Source organism: Planococcus beijingensis, from assembly GCF_016820615.1.
In the GTDB taxonomy this organism is placed as follows: Bacteria; Bacillota; Bacilli; order Bacillales_A; family Planococcaceae; genus Planococcus; species Planococcus notacanthi.
Genome location: NZ_JADHDZ010000007.1, coordinates 79,655 through 95,884, shown reverse-complemented (window position 1 = coordinate 95,884; position 16,230 = coordinate 79,655). Strand labels below are relative to the sequence as shown.

The 16,230-nt window shown below is 48.9% G+C and carries 14 protein-coding genes; 13 read left to right on the top strand and 1 reads right to left on the bottom strand.

Features of this window, described 5'->3' with window-relative positions:
* The first annotated feature begins 186 nt into the window (after positions 1–186).
* The 13 genes from IRE19_RS15635 to IRE19_RS15575 all read left to right on the top strand — a co-directional run bounded on the left by IRE19_RS15635 (position 187) and on the right by IRE19_RS15575 (position 15,316).
* The gene (locus tag IRE19_RS15635; protein ID WP_349291293.1) at positions 187–1,782 is read left to right on the top strand and encodes a glycoside hydrolase family 13 protein; all 1,596 of its coding nucleotides are present in this window, start codon (positions 187–189) and stop codon (positions 1,780–1,782) included.
* A 22-nt stretch (positions 1,783–1,804) separates the two neighbouring features.
* Positions 1,805–2,680 (top strand): ROK family protein, encoded by an 876-nt coding sequence (locus IRE19_RS15630; protein ID WP_203341105.1) that lies wholly within the window; start codon positions 1,805–1,807, stop codon positions 2,678–2,680.
* Positions 2,681–2,913: 233 nt separating this feature from the next.
* On the top strand, positions 2,914–4,218 hold the full coding sequence (locus IRE19_RS15625; RefSeq protein WP_191716361.1) for an ABC transporter substrate-binding protein: 1,305 nt from the start codon (positions 2,914–2,916) through the stop codon (positions 4,216–4,218).
* A gap of 113 nt (positions 4,219–4,331) precedes the next feature.
* The gene (locus IRE19_RS15620) at positions 4,332–5,192 is read left to right on the top strand and encodes a carbohydrate ABC transporter permease (protein ID WP_191716360.1); all 861 of its coding nucleotides are present in this window, start codon (positions 4,332–4,334) and stop codon (positions 5,190–5,192) included.
* On the top strand, positions 5,192–6,007 hold the full coding sequence (locus tag IRE19_RS15615; RefSeq protein WP_191716359.1) for a carbohydrate ABC transporter permease: 816 nt from the start codon (positions 5,192–5,194) through the stop codon (positions 6,005–6,007). Before IRE19_RS15620 ends, IRE19_RS15615 begins: the two co-directional genes overlap by 1 nt.
* Before the next feature lie 12 nt (positions 6,008–6,019).
* Complete coding sequence (locus IRE19_RS15610) at positions 6,020–7,039, top strand: LacI family DNA-binding transcriptional regulator (protein ID WP_203341104.1); 1,020 nt, start codon at positions 6,020–6,022, stop codon at positions 7,037–7,039.
* 12 nt (positions 7,040–7,051) lie between these two features.
* The gene (locus IRE19_RS15605; RefSeq protein WP_203341103.1) at positions 7,052–8,692 is read left to right on the top strand and encodes a glycoside hydrolase family 13 protein; all 1,641 of its coding nucleotides are present in this window, start codon (positions 7,052–7,054) and stop codon (positions 8,690–8,692) included.
* A gap of 636 nt (positions 8,693–9,328) precedes the next feature.
* Positions 9,329–9,775 (top strand): DUF4385 domain-containing protein, encoded by a 447-nt coding sequence (locus tag IRE19_RS15600; protein ID WP_203341102.1) that lies wholly within the window; start codon positions 9,329–9,331, stop codon positions 9,773–9,775.
* 67 nt (positions 9,776–9,842) lie between these two features.
* On the top strand, positions 9,843–10,730 hold the full coding sequence (locus IRE19_RS15595) for a TIGR01777 family oxidoreductase (RefSeq protein ID WP_203341101.1): 888 nt from the start codon (positions 9,843–9,845) through the stop codon (positions 10,728–10,730).
* A 147-nt stretch (positions 10,731–10,877) separates the two neighbouring features.
* Positions 10,878–11,147 (top strand): RNA polymerase sigma factor, encoded by a 270-nt coding sequence (locus IRE19_RS15590; protein WP_203341100.1) that lies wholly within the window; start codon positions 10,878–10,880, stop codon positions 11,145–11,147.
* 151 nt (positions 11,148–11,298) lie between these two features.
* Positions 11,299–11,772, top strand: coding sequence for a MarR family winged helix-turn-helix transcriptional regulator (locus IRE19_RS15585; protein ID WP_203341099.1), 474 nt, complete (start codon positions 11,299–11,301; stop codon positions 11,770–11,772).
* Positions 11,769–13,493 (top strand): ABC transporter ATP-binding protein, encoded by a 1,725-nt coding sequence (locus IRE19_RS15580; protein ID WP_203341098.1) that lies wholly within the window; start codon positions 11,769–11,771, stop codon positions 13,491–13,493. Before IRE19_RS15585 ends, IRE19_RS15580 begins: the two co-directional genes overlap by 4 nt.
* A complete protein-coding gene (locus IRE19_RS15575) occupies positions 13,490–15,316 on the top strand; it encodes an ABC transporter ATP-binding protein (RefSeq protein ID WP_203341097.1) in 1,827 nt (608 codons plus the stop codon). Before IRE19_RS15580 ends, IRE19_RS15575 begins: the two co-directional genes overlap by 4 nt.
* A gap of 45 nt (positions 15,317–15,361) precedes the next feature.
* Here IRE19_RS15575 and IRE19_RS15570 read toward each other — a convergent pair whose 3' ends face one another.
* Entirely contained in the window at positions 15,362–16,174 is an 813-nt protein-coding gene (locus tag IRE19_RS15570; RefSeq protein WP_203341096.1) for a CPBP family intramembrane glutamic endopeptidase, read from the bottom strand.
* Positions 16,175–16,230: the final 56 nt, after the last annotated feature.

Genomic DNA, 16,230 nt, shown 5'->3' with positions numbered 1-16,230 from the left:
GGTGCTACATGAACAATCAACACTCCTACCGTGAAAGACGCCTCTTAAGAAAGCATCCCAATAAAAAGCGTTGGCCATCTTCAACCGAAACGCTTATAAAAATCAATGAATTGCCAACATTTAGTTGGCAATTCTGCAAATTGATGTATGATGTTAGAATAATATTCACTTTAAAAGGAAGAGGGGATTTTGATGGCAGAATGGTGGAAAAAGTCGACGGTGTATCAAATTTATCCGAGAAGTTTCATGGATTCGGATGGAGACGGTATCGGCGATATTAGAGGCATTATTCAAAAACTTGATTACTTGCATGAGCTTGGGGTGGACATTCTTTGGCTGTCGCCGGTCTATGATTCGCCGAACGATGACAATGGCTATGACATCCGTGATTATTATCAGATCATGAAAGAATTCGGCACCATGGCGGATTTTGATGAATTGCTGGAAGGGATTCATGATCGCGGCATGAAGCTCGTTATGGATCTTGTCGTCAATCACACATCCGACGAACACGAATGGTTCAAAAACCATCCCGACTTTTACATATGGCGCGACGAGCCGACGAATTGGCGTTCATTCTTCAGTGGCTCGACATGGGAATTCGAGAAGGAGCGCGGCCAGTATTACCTGCATTTATTTTCCAAAAAGCAGCCGGATTTAAATTGGGACAATCCGGAATTGCGTAAGGCGGTCTACGAAATGATGCGTTGGTGGCTCGATAAAGGGGTAGACGGTTTCCGCATGGACGTCATCAACATGATTTCAAAAGTGCCGGTCATGCATGATGCACCGGGCGGCGACGGCAGCCATCAATTCATGAATGGTCCGAATGTCCATACGTATTTGAGAGAAATGAACCAGCAGGTGCTGTCGCAATACGATATTGTTACGGTCGGTGAAATGCCGGGCACAACGCCGAAAGAAGCGCGCGATTACACGGCTGCAGAAAACCGCGAACTCAATATGATTTTTACGTTTGAGCATATGGGGCTCGATCAGGCATCTGGCGAGAAATGGGATTTGAAGCCGCTGGAATTGACGGACTTGAAAGAGAATCTGGAAAAATGGCAGCATGGCCTCCATGATGAAGGCTGGAACAGTTTATACTGGAACAACCACGACCAGCCACGCATCGTTTCCCGTTTCGGCAACGACACGGACTACCGTGTGGAATCGGCGAAGATGCTCGCTACATGCCTTCATTTTATGCAAGGAACGCCTTATATTTACCAAGGCGAAGAACTCGGGATGACCAATGTGCGCTTTGATTCGATTGCCGATTACAAAGACATCGAAACAGTGAATATGTACGCGGAAAAAAGTGAGGCGGGTATTCCGCACGCTGTCATCATGGACAAGATCCACGTTAAAAGCCGCGACAACGCCAGGACGCCGATGCAATGGTCGGCTGAGCCGAACGGCGGATTTACAACCGGGACGCCTTGGCTGAAAGTGAACCCGAATTACACGAAAATCAATGCTCTGCAGCATAAAGATCCAGAGTCGGTTTATCAGTATTACAAAAAGCTGATCGGTTTCCGCAAAGACATGGACATCATCACGCACGGCAATTTTGAACTGCAGTACCGCGAAGACGATGAACTGTTTGCCTACACGCGTTCATGGAATGATGAATTGCTGACGGTTTACTGCAATTTTTCGGACCAGCCAAAAGCGGCAGCTCGCCCTGAAGGCCATGTGCTGATCGGCAATTACTCAGCTGACGCCGGTGAAGGGGATATTTTGTTGAGACCGTACGAAGCGGTTGTTTACTACAAATAAAAGCGTAAATGGAGGAAAAACTATGGCAAACGTATTAGGCGTCGACATTGGCGGAACAAAAGTCCGCATGGGTGTCATTGATGACAAGGGACAGATTTTATACGACGAACAGATTCCAACCGAGATTCCGCTGTATCCGTATCTGGAAGCGAATATCCTGCGCATGCTGGAGGCGAGGCCAGAAATCGATGCAATCGGCATCGGCACACATGGCTTTGTCGATCCGAAGCAAGGCAAAGTCATCTATGCCGCGGAAACATTGCCGGGGTGGACCGATACACCGGTTAAGGAATGGCTGGAGAAGGCAACAGGAAAGCGTGTTGAAGTGGAAAACGATGCAAATGTTGTCGCACTTGCGGAAGCGAAGTTTGGTGCGGCGCAAGGACTGGATCGTGTGGTCGTCTTAACGCTCGGTACCGGCCTTGGCGGTGGCGTATTGTGGGACGGAAAGCTTTTGAGTGGCGGCCCTCATGGAGGAGCAGCTGAACTTGGCCATATGATCCTTTATCCAAATGGCGTGAAATGTGCATGCGGAAGACTGGGCTGCAGCGAAATGTACGTTTCCGGCACGGCATTGCGCCGCCGGATCCGCGAAGCGGGGCTGGACATCACGCCGCCTGAACTGTTTGAGAATGCGGAGAAAGATCCGGCAGCAAAAAAAGTAGTGGAAGAGTTCACAGGCGACTTGGCCCTTGTCATCAGCAGCCTGCAGGCAGCATTTGATATGGAAATGGTCATCATCGGTGGCGGTGTTTCCGAAGCAGCGGACTTATGGATGGAGCCTTTCCAACGGCAGCTCAAACCGATGTTATTGAATCCGTTGCAAGTGGAAGTGGCGCGTTTTGAAAACGATGCAGGCATTTTAGGTGCTGCATTGCTGGTGTTGGAAAATGAATGATCCACAGAAAAGCAGTGACAGTCTAAGAGCTGTTGCTGCTTTTTTCTGCTCGTGCTAAAACGCAAATTAAGCAAAAAAAAATGAAATAATTTTAAAATTACATATTGCGCAAACGTTTTCATGGTGGTATGATACAAATAATTAATTATTGGAAACACGCTTCAGAGAGTTTCCATTTTTTATTTACGACTTTGTGCAAACGCTTGCATAAAAACCAAAAGGGGGAGTTTGGGATGAAGGATTTTAAGTTCAACAAGGGGTTAGTGGCATCGTTGATGTTGTCGGCAGCAGTATTAGCAGGGTGCAGCAGCGACGGGGAAGAAGCTTCAGGTTCAGGAAGCGAAGATCAGGTAACGGTTGATATTTTCCAGTTCAAAGTGGAATTTAAAGACCAGTTTGAAGACGTAGTGGCGCTTTACGAAAAAGAGAACCCGGACGTCAATGTTGAAATCACTACTGTCGGAGGCGGAGAAGATTATGGCGCGGCACTTCGTTCACGCTTTGCATCCGGAAACGAACCGGCAATCTTCAACATCGGTGGACCTCAGGACGTTGCGGACTGGAAAGACAATTTGTCTGACTTAGCTGAAACAAAAGCAGCGGGAGCCGCACTTGAAGGCACACTTGACGGTGTAACGGTTGAATCTGAAGTGCTTGGACTTCCTTATAACCAAGAAGGATACGGCTTTATCTACAACACACGCCTGTTTGAGGAAGCTGGAATTGATCCAGCGTCGATCACAGATTTCGCATCACTTGAAGAAGCTGTGAAAACATTGGATTCGAAAAAAGACGAATTGGGACTTGAATCGGTTTTTGCTTTCCCAGGAAAAGAAGCATGGGTAACAGGACTTCACTTATCAAATACATTCTTGGCACCTGAATTCGACAACAATGTATTGGCGGCATTTGACGCAAAAACTGTCGACTTTAAATACGCAGAAGGTTACAAGAAAATCGTCGATCTACAAAACGAATATTCGAAACAGCCGACTGTGAGCCTTGATTATTCTCAACAAGTCGAAGAACTGTTCTCTCTTGAGCGTGTAGCGATCATCCAACAAGGAAACTGGGCTTACGGCTCAATCGCTGGAATTGACCCTGAACTTGCAGACAGCGGTGTCGGCCTGATGCCGATTCCTGTAGAAGGTCTGGATAACGCAGGCTTACCGGTTGGCGTACCGATGTACTGGGGCGTAAACAAACAAGCGGACGAAGATGTCATCAGAGAATCAAAAGAATTCTTGGATTGGCTTTATACTTCAGACGCTGGAAAAACAGCGGTAGTGGAAGACTTTAAATTCATTCCTGCCTATGAAGGTTACGATACTTCAAAAATCTCCGATCCAATGTCGAAAGCGATTTATGATGCGTCTGAGTCAGGCAACACAATCGGTTGGGTGTTCATGGGCTATCCGACTGGATGGGGTGAAGACGAACTTGGCGCAAGTATCCAAAAATACTTGAGCGACGAAGCAAGCTGGGACGAAGTCATCGAATCAGCTAAAGAAGCTTGGAAAACAAGCAGAGCTGAATAATAACAAAACAATCCGGTTTTCATCATGAGCGTGATAAACAAAGTAGCCTGTGTGCTACTTTGTTTTGTTACCGGAGCTTTCATGGAATGAGTTAAGGAAGGAAAGGTGCCTACATGCGTACAAAAGATTTATCCTATTGGTTGTTCCTCGCCCCCGTTTTACTGGCGCTAACGCTGGTTGTCATCGTTCCGATGCTGCTTGGAGTTTATTATTCATTTACTTCCTGGAACGGTATTGTTACTGGTGAATTCGTCGGTTTACAAAATTACATTGATTTGTTCAAAGATGAGCGGTTCTTGGATTCTCTGTGGTTCACCACAAAATTCTCGATCGTTTCAGTTATTCTGATCAACATCATCGGACTGTCCCTGGCATTGCTTGTGACGGGCCGCGTCCGTTCTAGCAAATTATTGCGTACGACATTCTTTATGCCGAACTTGATCGGTGGTTTGATCTTAGGATTTATTTGGCAGTTCATTTTCATCAAAGTGTTTGCCAGTGTCGGTGAAATCATCGGCATGGAAAGCCTGCAAGGTTGGCTGTCTACGACAGACACGGGATTCTGGGGCTTGGTTATTTTGATGAGCTGGCAGATGGCCGGGTACATCATGGTCATCTACATCGCTTATTTGGAGGGGATGCCGAAAGAATTGCTGGAGGCTTCTGAAATTGATGGAGCTTCCACATTCCAGCGTTTCCGTTACATCGTCTTCCCGCTTGTTGCGCCGGCGTTCACGGTCAGCATGTTCCTGACGCTGTCCAACTCGTTCAAATTATATGACCAGAACTTGTCGCTGACAGGCGGCGGACCTTACAACTCAACTGAAATGGTGGCAATGGAAATTTTCAAGACTGCATTCACGCAAAATGCCTTCGCTTATGCGCAGGCCAAAGCGGTCATATTCTTTGTCATCGTTGCAATCATCGCTCTTGTTCAAGTTTATGTGAACAAACGCAAGGAGGTTGAAATGTAATGCGGAAAAAGTGGGATATCAAACTGGAAGTCCTCGGGGGATTATTGGCGCTTTTATGGCTGGCCCCTTTTTATCTCATGTTCGTCAACTCGTTCAAATCAAAAAAAGAAATATTCATGGATACCATCAGCCTGCCGGCAGAATGGAACTTCGATAATTACATCACCGCTTTCGAAGAGCTTGATTTTATGCGTACGCTTTTCAATTCATTGTTGATCACCATCGTCAGTGTGGTTTTGATCATCGTCTTCTCTGCGATGGCTGCGTATGCGCTGTCCCGTGCGAAAAGCAAACTCAGCACGGTGCTGTTTTTTGTATTCGTTGCAGCGATGTTGATTCCATTCCAGTCGGTCATGATTCCGCTCGTGACGGTATTTGGCCAATTTGAAATGCTGAACCGCGGCGGATTGATCTTCATGTATCTCGGATTCGGTGCAAGCCTATCGATTTTCCTTTATCACGGCGCCTTGAACAATGTTTCGCGCTCGCTGGATGAAGCAGCAACAATCGACGGAGCCAACCGCTGGCAAGTATTCTGGTACATCATCTTCCCGATCCTGAAGCCGATCACGGTGACGGTGGCGATCCTGAACATTATCTGGATCTGGAACGATTACTTATTGCCTTCATTGGTCATCAACACTCCGGGAAGCGAGACGATCCCATTGAAGATGTTCTTTTTCTTCGGAGAATATACGAAACAATGGCATCTGGCACTTGCGGGCTTGACGCTCGCCATCATTCCGGTCATCATTTTCTACTTTATTGCACAACGTGAAATCATCAAAGGCGTATCGGATGGAGCAGTAAAATAAGGGGGCAGCATCATGGCAGTCACGATTAAAGACGTTGCGAAACAAGCTGGCGTGTCGCCGGCCACTGTGTCCCGTGTCATTGCAGATAATCCACGAATCAGCAGCAAGACCAAACAAAAAGTCCGTGAAGTCATGGAAGAACTGGGCTACTTCCCGAATTTCCAGGCCCGCAATCTGGTAGCGAAAAAGAGCCAGACGCTTGGCATCGTTATGGAAAATTCGGCGACACTGGCATTTCAAAATCCTTTCTTTCCGGAAGTGCTGCGCGGCATTTCAACACGTGCGCACGGCAGCCAGTATGGCTTGTATTTATCGACAGGCGCTACACAGGAAGAAATCCACAGGGAAGTCGTGGAAATGGCACAAGGAAAACGAGTCGACGGCATCATCCTGCTGTATTCGAAAATCGGCGATCCGGTTATGGAATACTTGGGGCAATGCGGGTTGCCGTTCTCTGTAGTCGGACGTCCGCATAAAGATCCGGAAACCGTTTCGTATGTCGATAACGACAACATCAACAACGCTAAAGAAACGGTGGAATACTTGATTGGCCTCGGACACAGGCATATTGCTTTTGTCGGAGGGGCTACGGATTTCGTCGTTTCGCTGGATCGGATGGAAGGTTACCGGCAGGCACTGGACCAACACGGCATTCCCTTTGTTGAAGCCTACGCGGTGAACCAGGAACTCATGCAAGGCAAGGAACGCGAAGCAATCCGCCAGTTGATGGCACTCGACGTGCCGCCGACAGCCATCGTCACGCATGACGACATGGTCGCATACGAAGTGATCGGTTACCTTGAGGATCTGCAAATCAGGGTGCCCGAAGACATTTCCATCATCGGTTTCAACAACCACGCCATTTCAAAACATTTAAAGCCGCCGCTCAGCACCGTAGACATTTCCATTTATGAACTCGGGCTGCATGCAGCGGAATTGGTATTAGAGAAAATAACGGACGAATCGGTGCCTCCAAAGCAAGTCGTGGTTTCATCCCGGCTGATTGAAAGAGGATCTTGCCGCCGTCTTTGAGAGGGATCGGATATGAATAAAAAATGGTGGAAAGAAGCAGTCGTCTATCAGGTTTATCCGCGCAGCTTCATGGATTCTGACGGCAATGGCCTGGGCGACATCAACGGCATCACAAGCAAATTGGATTACTTGAAAGAATTAGGCATCGATGTCATTTGGGTATGTCCGATGTACAAATCGCCGAATGACGACAATGGGTACGACATCAGCGATTACCAGGCCATTTTGGAAGATTTCGGAACCATGGAGGATTTCGACCGCCTGCTGGAAGAAGTGCACGCGCGTGGCATGAAATTGATCATCGACTTGGTGATCAACCACACGAGCGATGAACATCCTTGGTTTGTGGAATCGCGTTCCTCCCGCCACAATCCGAAGCGTGATTGGTATGTCTGGCGCGATGAGCCGCTCAACTGGGAAAGCATCTTTGGTGGACCGGCTTGGGAATACGACGAAAAGACCGGCCAATATTACTTGCATGTCTTTTCAAAAAAACAGCCCGATTTGAACTGGGAAAACCCCGAAGTCCGCAATGAACTCTTTAAAATGGTCAATTGGTGGGTAGCGAAAGGCATCGACGGATTCCGCGTAGATGCCATCAGCCACATCAAAAAAGAGTACACGAACGTTCCGGATCTGGACGGCCACCTCTTTGTACCTTCATGGGAAAAGATGATGAATGTCGACGGCATCCAACCGCTGCTTCAGGAATTATACGATGAAACCTTCAGCAAACACGACATCATGACAGTCGGTGAAGCGAACGGCGTTTCAGCGGATGAAATCCACGATTGGGTCAGTCCCGAGAATGGCAAGTTCAATATGATTTTCCAGTTTGAAGACATCGGCTTATGGAACACCGAAGTGCGCAATGGTGTCAACGTGCCGGAACTAAAAGCGGTCCTCAGCAAGTGGCAGGAGAAAGTGAATGGCAATGGCTGGAATGCTTTATTCATCGAAAACCATGACCGTCCGCGCATTGTGTCGACTTGGGGAAATGACCAGTCGCACTGGCGTGAAAGCGCGACGGCACTCGGATGCATGTACTTCTTCATGCAGGGGACACCGTTCATCTACCAAGGCCAGGAAATCGGTATGACGAATGCCCCGTTTGAAGAACTCGATCATTTCGATGACGTCCATACGCATAATCTGTATTTCCATAAGAAGGAAAGCGGAATGGAGCATGACGCCATCATGACCGTTTTGCGCGCAACCAGCCGCGACCATTCCCGGACACCGATGCAATGGAACAGCAACAACCATGCTGGCTTCTCAGATGTTTTGCCATGGATGGGCGTCAACCCGAATTACGAATGGCTGAACGTCGAAGCACAGGAAAACGATCCGCATTCGGTACTGTCTTTTTACAAACAGATGATTTGGCTGCGCAAAAACATGGACGTATTCGTCTACGGCGACTACCAACTGGTGGACATGAACCACGACTCCGTATTTGCCTATACACGCGAAAATGAAGACGACAAAGTATTGGTCGTAACGAACCTTGCTCAGCATGCGGTCTTATGCGCAGTGGATCCAGAAGATTCCACACTGCTTCTGGCCAATCACCAAAACATCGATCCCGCGCAATTGCTTCCATATGAAGCGCGTGTCTACAAAATCCCAAAAGATACAAACCTGAATGGATAAGACCAGGGGGGCTGAAAAACGCCCCCGACGATAAAGACCGGAGGAAACCGTTGAGGTTTTCTCTGGTTTTTTGTTTTTATAGGAGGGATGGGTTTCTACCGGGATCGCCACTTTTTACAGGAGGATACCGGTTTTCTACCTGCACAACTTGCGTCGCTACATGACAAGTGGAGCTTTTTATATGAACAATCTGGGTTTCTACCGGGGTCACCACTTTTTACAGGAGGATATTGTGTTTCTACCCGCACAACTTGCGTCGCTACATGACAAGTTGAGCTTTCTAAATGAACAATCAGGGTTTCTACCGGGGTTGCCACTCTCTACAGGAGGATATTGGATTTCTACCTGCACAACTTGTGTCGCTACATGACTAGTGGAGCTTTCTACATGAACAATCTTCATTTCTACCGGGATCGCCACTCTTTACAGGAGGATATTGGTTTTCTACCCGCAAAACTCGCATCGCTACATGACAAGTTGAGCTTTCTACAGGAACAATCCCCATTTCTACCGCAATCCCCACTCTCGACACAAAGACTTAACGCTTCCTATCCACTAATCACTCCCCATGGATTCACCCACCCCAATCAAGGGTATAACTCTAACAAAGCATTCAGTATAAAGGAGTCGATCAACATGGCGTTTGATTATGATTTGGATTATGAGAACTTGGATTTGCGCAAACATCCTGAGCTGTATCGTGTGGGAAAAGGTGAGCAGGGGGTGTTGCTGGTGGAGCCGTATAAGAGTGAAATTTTGCCGTATTGGCGTTTCAAGACGCCGGAAATTGCGCAGGAATCGTGCGATAAGATTTCGGAGATGTTCGAGGAGTACCGCAAGCAGGATGATTTTGTGGGAATGGACATGGCGCGCAAATTCATTCAGATGGGCTATACGCGGGCGCGCCGCTACACCAATTACAAAGGCGGCCGCAAATACAATGAAGACGGCAGCATCAAGGAAAGGGAAATCGATCCGGTGAAGGCGGAATCGGCAGCGATCTTCAAAAAGCGCTGGGACGAAATCCGGGAAGATGAAGATTACTTGAAGCGCAAAAAGAAACATCAAAAAGAATTTGGCTGAGCTGCATCTTTTATTCCACTAAAGCGTCAAGTAGCTTGAGAACAACTTACAGAAAATGGGTGATGGGATGAAGAAGATCGTATTGGCTGGAGGCACAGGATTTGTCGGACAGTATTTGGAACAGAAATTCACAGACCAGGGGTATCAGGTAGTCATTATTTCACGGCAGCCCGGCTATTTGAATTGGAGTAACCATACCGGAATCGTCAATGCGTTGGAAGGCGCTGAGATGGTGGTCAATTTGGCGGGGAAATCGGTGAACTGCCGGTATACCGAAGCGAATAAGCGCGAGATTTTCGACTCGCGGATGGAGACGACGGAAGCGCTGGGAACCGCGATTCTGGCTTGCGACAATCCGCCTCCGCTTTGGATTAATTCCAGTACGTCGACGATCTACCGCCATGCGGAAGACCGGCCGATGACCGAAGCGAACGGGGAATTCGGCAGCGGCTTTTCGGTGGAGGTCGGCAAGGCGTGGGAGCAGGCGTTTTTCACGTTCAAGCTGCCGAATACACGGCAAGCAGCATTGCGTCTGTCGATTGTTCTCGGCAAAGACGGTGGTGTCATGCCGCCATACGAAAACTTGGTGCGCTTCGGACTTGGGGGAAAGCAAGGCAACGGACGTCAGATGTTCAGCTGGATCCATCTTGAAGATGTTTATCGCATTATCCTGTTTATACGTGACAATGAAAACATCAGCGGCATCATCAATACCACGTCGCCGGAACCTGTCACCAATCGCGAACTGATGAAGCAATTGCGGCTAACGATGGACCGGAAGTTTGCTTTGCCGGCAACCAAGTGGATGCTGGGAATAGGCGCAGTGGTTATTGGGACAGAACCGGAATTGATCTTGAAAAGCCGCTGGATTTTGCCGGAGCGGCTGCAGCAGGCAGGATTTCGTTTTGCCTACCCGACGCTCGATAAAGCGTTGGAAAACATTCTAAACAATTAAATGAGATAAATCGATAGCACTAGAAAACTCTGCGAAAGGCGGATTTTTCTAGTGTTTTCTATTTTATTTTTAAAAAATGCCTTTATTTCGAGATAGTTAGGTTTAGGACGATTGCCTAAAGGCAATGGCAAATATGGAGGTGACAAATTGACCATAGACGAGAAATTGATGACGGACATACTGAACCGGGAACAACAGGCACTGGCCGATTTGTACGACCGCTACCACCGGATCTTATGGAACATTGCACGCCAAGCCGATTCAGACCCGTCCGTCTGTGAGCAGCTTGTCGCCCAGGTGTTCCGCGCGGTTTGGAACGAACCGGAAAACTTTATGCAGAACCGCAAACTGCTGACGCAGCTCATCGACTGTTGCCGCTCGCATAGTGCTGAAATTACCATAAAAAAATGTTCCTGAAAAAATCGCATCTCCACTTGTAGGAGATGTTTTTTATTGCCATAAAAGCCGGTACTTCAAAGTTGACGGACCGAACCAATCGGAGTAGCTTATAGGATATGCAATGATGGTTCCATTTGGAACGGTTCGAAAATGAAGGGTGGTGCTATAGATGAATGAGAATAAAGAAATGGATGCGTATATGCAATTGATGCTGTCATTTGCCCATGTACAGAAAAATATGGTGCGCTTCATTCAAAAGTCGGCAGTGGAAAAAGGGCTGTCGATTCCGCAATATTCGATTTTGATGACGATCATCAGCTGCAAGGAAATGACCCAGAAAAATATTGGGGAAAAGACGTTCCTGCCGAAAAGTACGTTGAGCCAGGCGGTGGATGGACTGGTCAAAGAAGGCTATCTTGACCGCCGGCAAGTCGAGGACAACCGCCGTGAAACCTTGCTGGCACTCAGCCCGAAAGGCCAGGCGTTGGTGGAGGAACTTCATCTTCAGGAAGATGGCCTGCATCAGGTGTTCAAAGCGGCCAGTGAACAGTTTACGGACGAGCAGGTAGAAGAGCTGCTACAGGCGCACCGGAAAATTTCGTCGTATTTAAAAGAAGTGGAATTAGAGGTGGCAACGAAATGATTAAAATCCTGAAAAATCTCAATCCGTATAAATGGGTTGTGCTGGCAGTCGTGTTGTTGGTGTTCGGCCAATCGATGGCAGAACTATTTTTGCCGACCTTGATGGCGGACATCATCGACAACGGCGTCGTCAAAGGGGACATTCCGTATATATGGCGAATCGGCGGCTGGATGCTGTTGGTTTCGGCAATCGGTGCTGTCGCCGCGGTTTTTGCCAGTTTTTATTCGTCTCAAGCGGCGATGGGGCTCGGGCGCGATTTGCGGCAGAAAGTCTTCAAACACGTCGGCCAATTCTCGCTGCAGGAATTCGATGAAGTGGGAACGGCTTCACTGATCACGCGCACCACAAACGATATCACCCAAGTGCAGCAAGTGGTCATCATGATGCTGCGCATGGTCATCAGCGCGCCGATCATGCTGGTCGGCGGCGTCATCATGGCGGTCTCGAAAGACGCCCAATTGTCGCTGGTCATCATCGGCGCGATGCCGGTATTGGCCGTTGCGATCTTGTTGATCCTGAAATATGGAATGCCTTTATTCCAGGAAGTCCAAAAACGTTTGGACGGCTTGAACCTGGTTGTACGTGAAAACCTGACGGGCATCCGAGTCATCCGCGCTTTTAACCGCGAGCCGGAAGAAAAGGAACGTTTGCAAAAAGCCAACCGTGAGTTGGCCGATGTCTCCATTAAAGTCAATAAAGTCATGGCTTTCCTGATGCCGGTGATGATGCTGGTCATGAACATGACCGTCGTCGCCGTCATCTGGTTCGGGGGTATCCGCATCAATAACGGCGCTATGCAGATCGGGGATCTGATGGCCTTTATCCAATACGTCATGATGATCATGTTCGCATTGGTCATGGCTTCGTTCATGTTTGTCATGGTTCCGCGTGCAGCGGTATCGGCGAAACGCATCAACGAAGTATTGGAAATGAAACCGGCCTTCACGGACGGTGGCACCGCCAAAGCGGACCGTGCACGGGGCACGCTGGAGTTCGAGGATGTTACTTTCTATTATCCAGGAGCGGAAGAGCCGGCGCTGTCGAACATCAGCTTCACCGCCAAGCCGGGGGAAATCACCGCTTTGATCGGTGGGACAGGTTCCGGAAAGTCGACGCTGGTCAATCTGGTGCCGCGCTTCTATGACGTCAAGAGCGGAACGATCCGCGTCAACGGCGTCGATATCCGTGAAGCTTCGCAACAGGAAATACGTTCGAAAATCGGCTTTGTTCCGCAGAAATCGATCTTGTTCACCGGGACCATTGCGGACAATATCCGCTTCGGCAAACAAGATGCCACGCAAGCGGAAATGGAACACGCGGCAAGCATTGCGCAAGCTACAGAGTTTATCGATCAAATCAAAGGCGGCTACGCAGCTGAAATCGAGCAGGGCGGTTCCAATCTGTCAGGCGGACAGAAGCAGCGCCTGTCGATTGCCCGCGCATTGATCCGCAGGCCGGATATTTATATTTTCGATGACAGTTTCTCGGCGCTGGATTTTAAGACAGACGCCAAGCTGCGCAAAGCATTGAAAGACGAAACGCGAAACGCTACGGTCCTATTGGTGGCACAACGCGTCAGCACCGTCGTCGATGCGGACCGCATCATCGTTTTGGAAAAAGGAAAAATGGTGGGCATGGGCACGCACGAAGAACTGTTGAAATCCAATGAAGTTTACCGTGAAATCGCCTTATCTCAATTGTCAGAGGAGGAGATCGCATGACCAAGATGGGACCTCCTCATGGCGGAGCGAACATGCCGCCGCAAAAAGCCAAGGATTTCAAAGGCACATTCCGACGCCTTGTCTCTTATTTAAAACCGCGCCGCAAGAAATTGGCAGCGGTCTTCCTGGTCGCCATACTCAGTACGGTGTTCACCATCGTCGGACCGAAAATCATGGGAATGGCGATCACCGAATTGTTCGAAGGCGCATACGGCCAGTTGCAGGGCGTGCCGGGCGGCGGCATCGACTTTGGCGTCATCGGCCAAATTCTCGCTGTCCTTGCCGGACTCTATTTGTTCAGCAGTTTGTTCAGCTATATCCAGCAGTACATGATGTCAACAGTGGCACAGGACACGGTCTATGATCTGCGCCAGGACGTCAACAAAAAACTGGAGAAACTGCCGCTGAAGTATTTTGATGGACGTCCAAACGGTGAAACCTTGAGCCGCATGACCAACGACATCGACACCATCGGCAGCACGCTGCAGCAAAGCTTGACGCAATTCATTACTTCCATCGTCACCATTGTCGGGATCTTGGTGATGATGTTGACGATCAGTCCTTTATTGACATTGATCGCGGTTGTTTCGTTGCCGCTGTCTTTATTCGTCATCGGACCGATTTTGAAGAAATCCCAGAAATACTTCAGCAGCCAGCAAAAAAATCTGGGGCGCTTGAACGGCCACGTGGAGGAAATGTACACAGGCCACCAAGTCGTCAAAGCATTCGGCCATGAAGCAAAATCCAACGAACAATTCGATGAAGTCAATGAAGAATTGTACCAAGCGGGCCGCAAAGCCCAGTTTATTTCCGGGATCATCATGCCGATGATGACGCTGATCGGCAATTTGAGTTATGTCGTCATCAGCATTGTCGGCGGGATCCTGGTGACGCAGCGCGCCATCTCGATCGGGGATATCCAGGCGTTCATCACCTATTCCAAACAGTTTACGCAGCCGATCACCCAAACCGCGAACATCGCCAACATCATCCAATCGACGATTGCCGCGGCTGAACGGGTCTTCGAATTGCTGGACGAACAAGAAGAAGTGGAAGAAGTGACGACTTCCGTTCTGCCGCGTGCGAAAGGCGCTGTCGTTTTTGAAGATGTCGACTTCGGCTACGACCAAGACTTGCTGATCCACAAAATGAATATCGACGTACGCCCTGGGCAGACAGTTGCGATAGTCGGGCCGACCGGTGCCGGAAAAACGACCTTGATCAATCTATTGATGCGCTTCTATGAATTGAATGGCGGAAGCATCCTGATCGACGGTCTTGATTCACGGCAAATGTCGCGTCACGAGCTGCGCCAGAACTTCGGTATGGTGCTGCAGGATACGTGGCTCTTCAACGGTACGATCCGCGACAACATCGCCTACGGGAAAACCGGTGCCAGCGAAGAAGAGATTTTGGCAGCGGCAGAAGCGGCACATGCCGATCACTTTATCCGGACCTTGCCGGATGGCTACGATACCATCCTGAACCAGGAAGTCTCGAATATTTCACAAGGGCAAAAACAATTATTGACCATCGCCCGTGCGATTCTCGCCGATCCGCCGATCATGATTCTTGATGAAGCGACTTCGAGCGTCGACACACGGACCGAAATCTTTATCCAACAAGCGATGAACCTACTGATGAAAGAGCGCACCAGCTTTGTCATTGCGCATCGCCTGTCGACCATCAAAGACGCCGACTTGATCCTCGTTATGGACAAAGGCACGGTTATCGAGCAAGGCACGCACCAACAGCTTCTCGACAAAGATGGTTTCTATGCCGATCTGTACCACAGCCAATTTTCAACGGAAGTGGCTGTTTAAAACCAAAAAGGTCGACCGCACGATTTGTGCACGGTCGACCTTTTTCTATTGATGAATTTCTTCAGGCGCTTTTGGCAAGCCGCGCCCCAGCCAGAAAATGGCGCCGATCAACAGCACCGCGCTGATGCCAAGTACTACGGCATTCGGAGCCGCTTTCGCATAGATATCGGCCAGACTGAAAATGGCGAGCGATTCCGGCCAAGTCGGTGCCAGAAACAATGCAGCCGCTGCCAATGAATTGTTGATGATATGCAATAAAATCGGCACCAATAAATTATTGGTCCGCACATACAGAAGTGACGCCACGACACCAAAAAGGAAGGCGCCGATAATATCCAAATGCAAAATGCCGAACAACAAGCTGGAAATCAAAATCCCGCCCCACATCGAGGTCTTGGCGATCATGCGCTTCAGCAGCACGCCGCGGAACATGAATTCTTCCACAATCGGTGCCAAAATGGCAATCGTGAAAATCGTGAAAACGATATACCCGGGCGTATTCGGCACCGGGAATTCTTCCAGCATGAAATTCACCAACCACGGGGCGACGGGCGCCAACATGAACAACTGGAACCAGAACATGCTGATGGAAAAAGCGATGGACACCGCCACCAACGCGAATAAAGCCGGCAGCCATTTCCGGATGCCGTTTAAAGACAGCACATCCCAGACAGAAGACTGGTGTTTGCGGAAATAGTAGCCGAAGTAAATGCCAGGGACCACAACATACAGCACCAATTGGCTGACGACATCAGGTGTGATATCACTGACACCGAGCGCAATCAGGATAACCAGAGTGGCGATCATCCCCAATACCGAAAACAGGATCAGGTAACGCGCCTTCATTTGTTCAAACATGGAGCACCCCTTTCGGATAAGCAGTTCGGAATTAGTTATCTAGAGTATACGCCATT

Bases quoted from the DNA above. Each gene is read 5' to 3' on its own strand.
- IRE19_RS15615 (WP_191716359.1), top strand. From the start codon at position 5,192: ATGCGGAAAAAGTGGGATATCAAACTGGAAGTCCTCGGGGGATTATTG.
- IRE19_RS15625 (WP_191716361.1), top strand. From the start codon at position 2,914: ATGAAGGATTTTAAGTTCAACAAGGGGTTAGTGGCATCGTTGATGTTG.
- IRE19_RS15585 (WP_203341099.1), top strand. From the start codon at position 11,299: ATGAATGAGAATAAAGAAATGGATGCGTATATGCAATTGATGCTGTCA.
- IRE19_RS15630 (WP_203341105.1), top strand. From the start codon at position 1,805: ATGGCAAACGTATTAGGCGTCGACATTGGCGGAACAAAAGTCCGCATG.
- IRE19_RS15575 (WP_203341097.1), top strand. From the start codon at position 13,490: ATGACCAAGATGGGACCTCCTCATGGCGGAGCGAACATGCCGCCGCAA.
- IRE19_RS15605 (WP_203341103.1), top strand. From the start codon at position 7,052: ATGAATAAAAAATGGTGGAAAGAAGCAGTCGTCTATCAGGTTTATCCG.
- IRE19_RS15595 (WP_203341101.1), top strand. From the start codon at position 9,843: ATGAAGAAGATCGTATTGGCTGGAGGCACAGGATTTGTCGGACAGTAT.
- IRE19_RS15570 (WP_203341096.1), bottom strand. From the start codon at position 16,174: ATGTTTGAACAAATGAAGGCGCGTTACCTGATCCTGTTTTCGGTATTG.
- IRE19_RS15610 (WP_203341104.1), top strand. From the start codon at position 6,020: ATGGCAGTCACGATTAAAGACGTTGCGAAACAAGCTGGCGTGTCGCCG.
- IRE19_RS15600 (WP_203341102.1), top strand. From the start codon at position 9,329: ATGGCGTTTGATTATGATTTGGATTATGAGAACTTGGATTTGCGCAAA.
- IRE19_RS15620 (WP_191716360.1), top strand. From the start codon at position 4,332: ATGCGTACAAAAGATTTATCCTATTGGTTGTTCCTCGCCCCCGTTTTA.
- IRE19_RS15580 (WP_203341098.1), top strand. From the start codon at position 11,769: ATGATTAAAATCCTGAAAAATCTCAATCCGTATAAATGGGTTGTGCTG.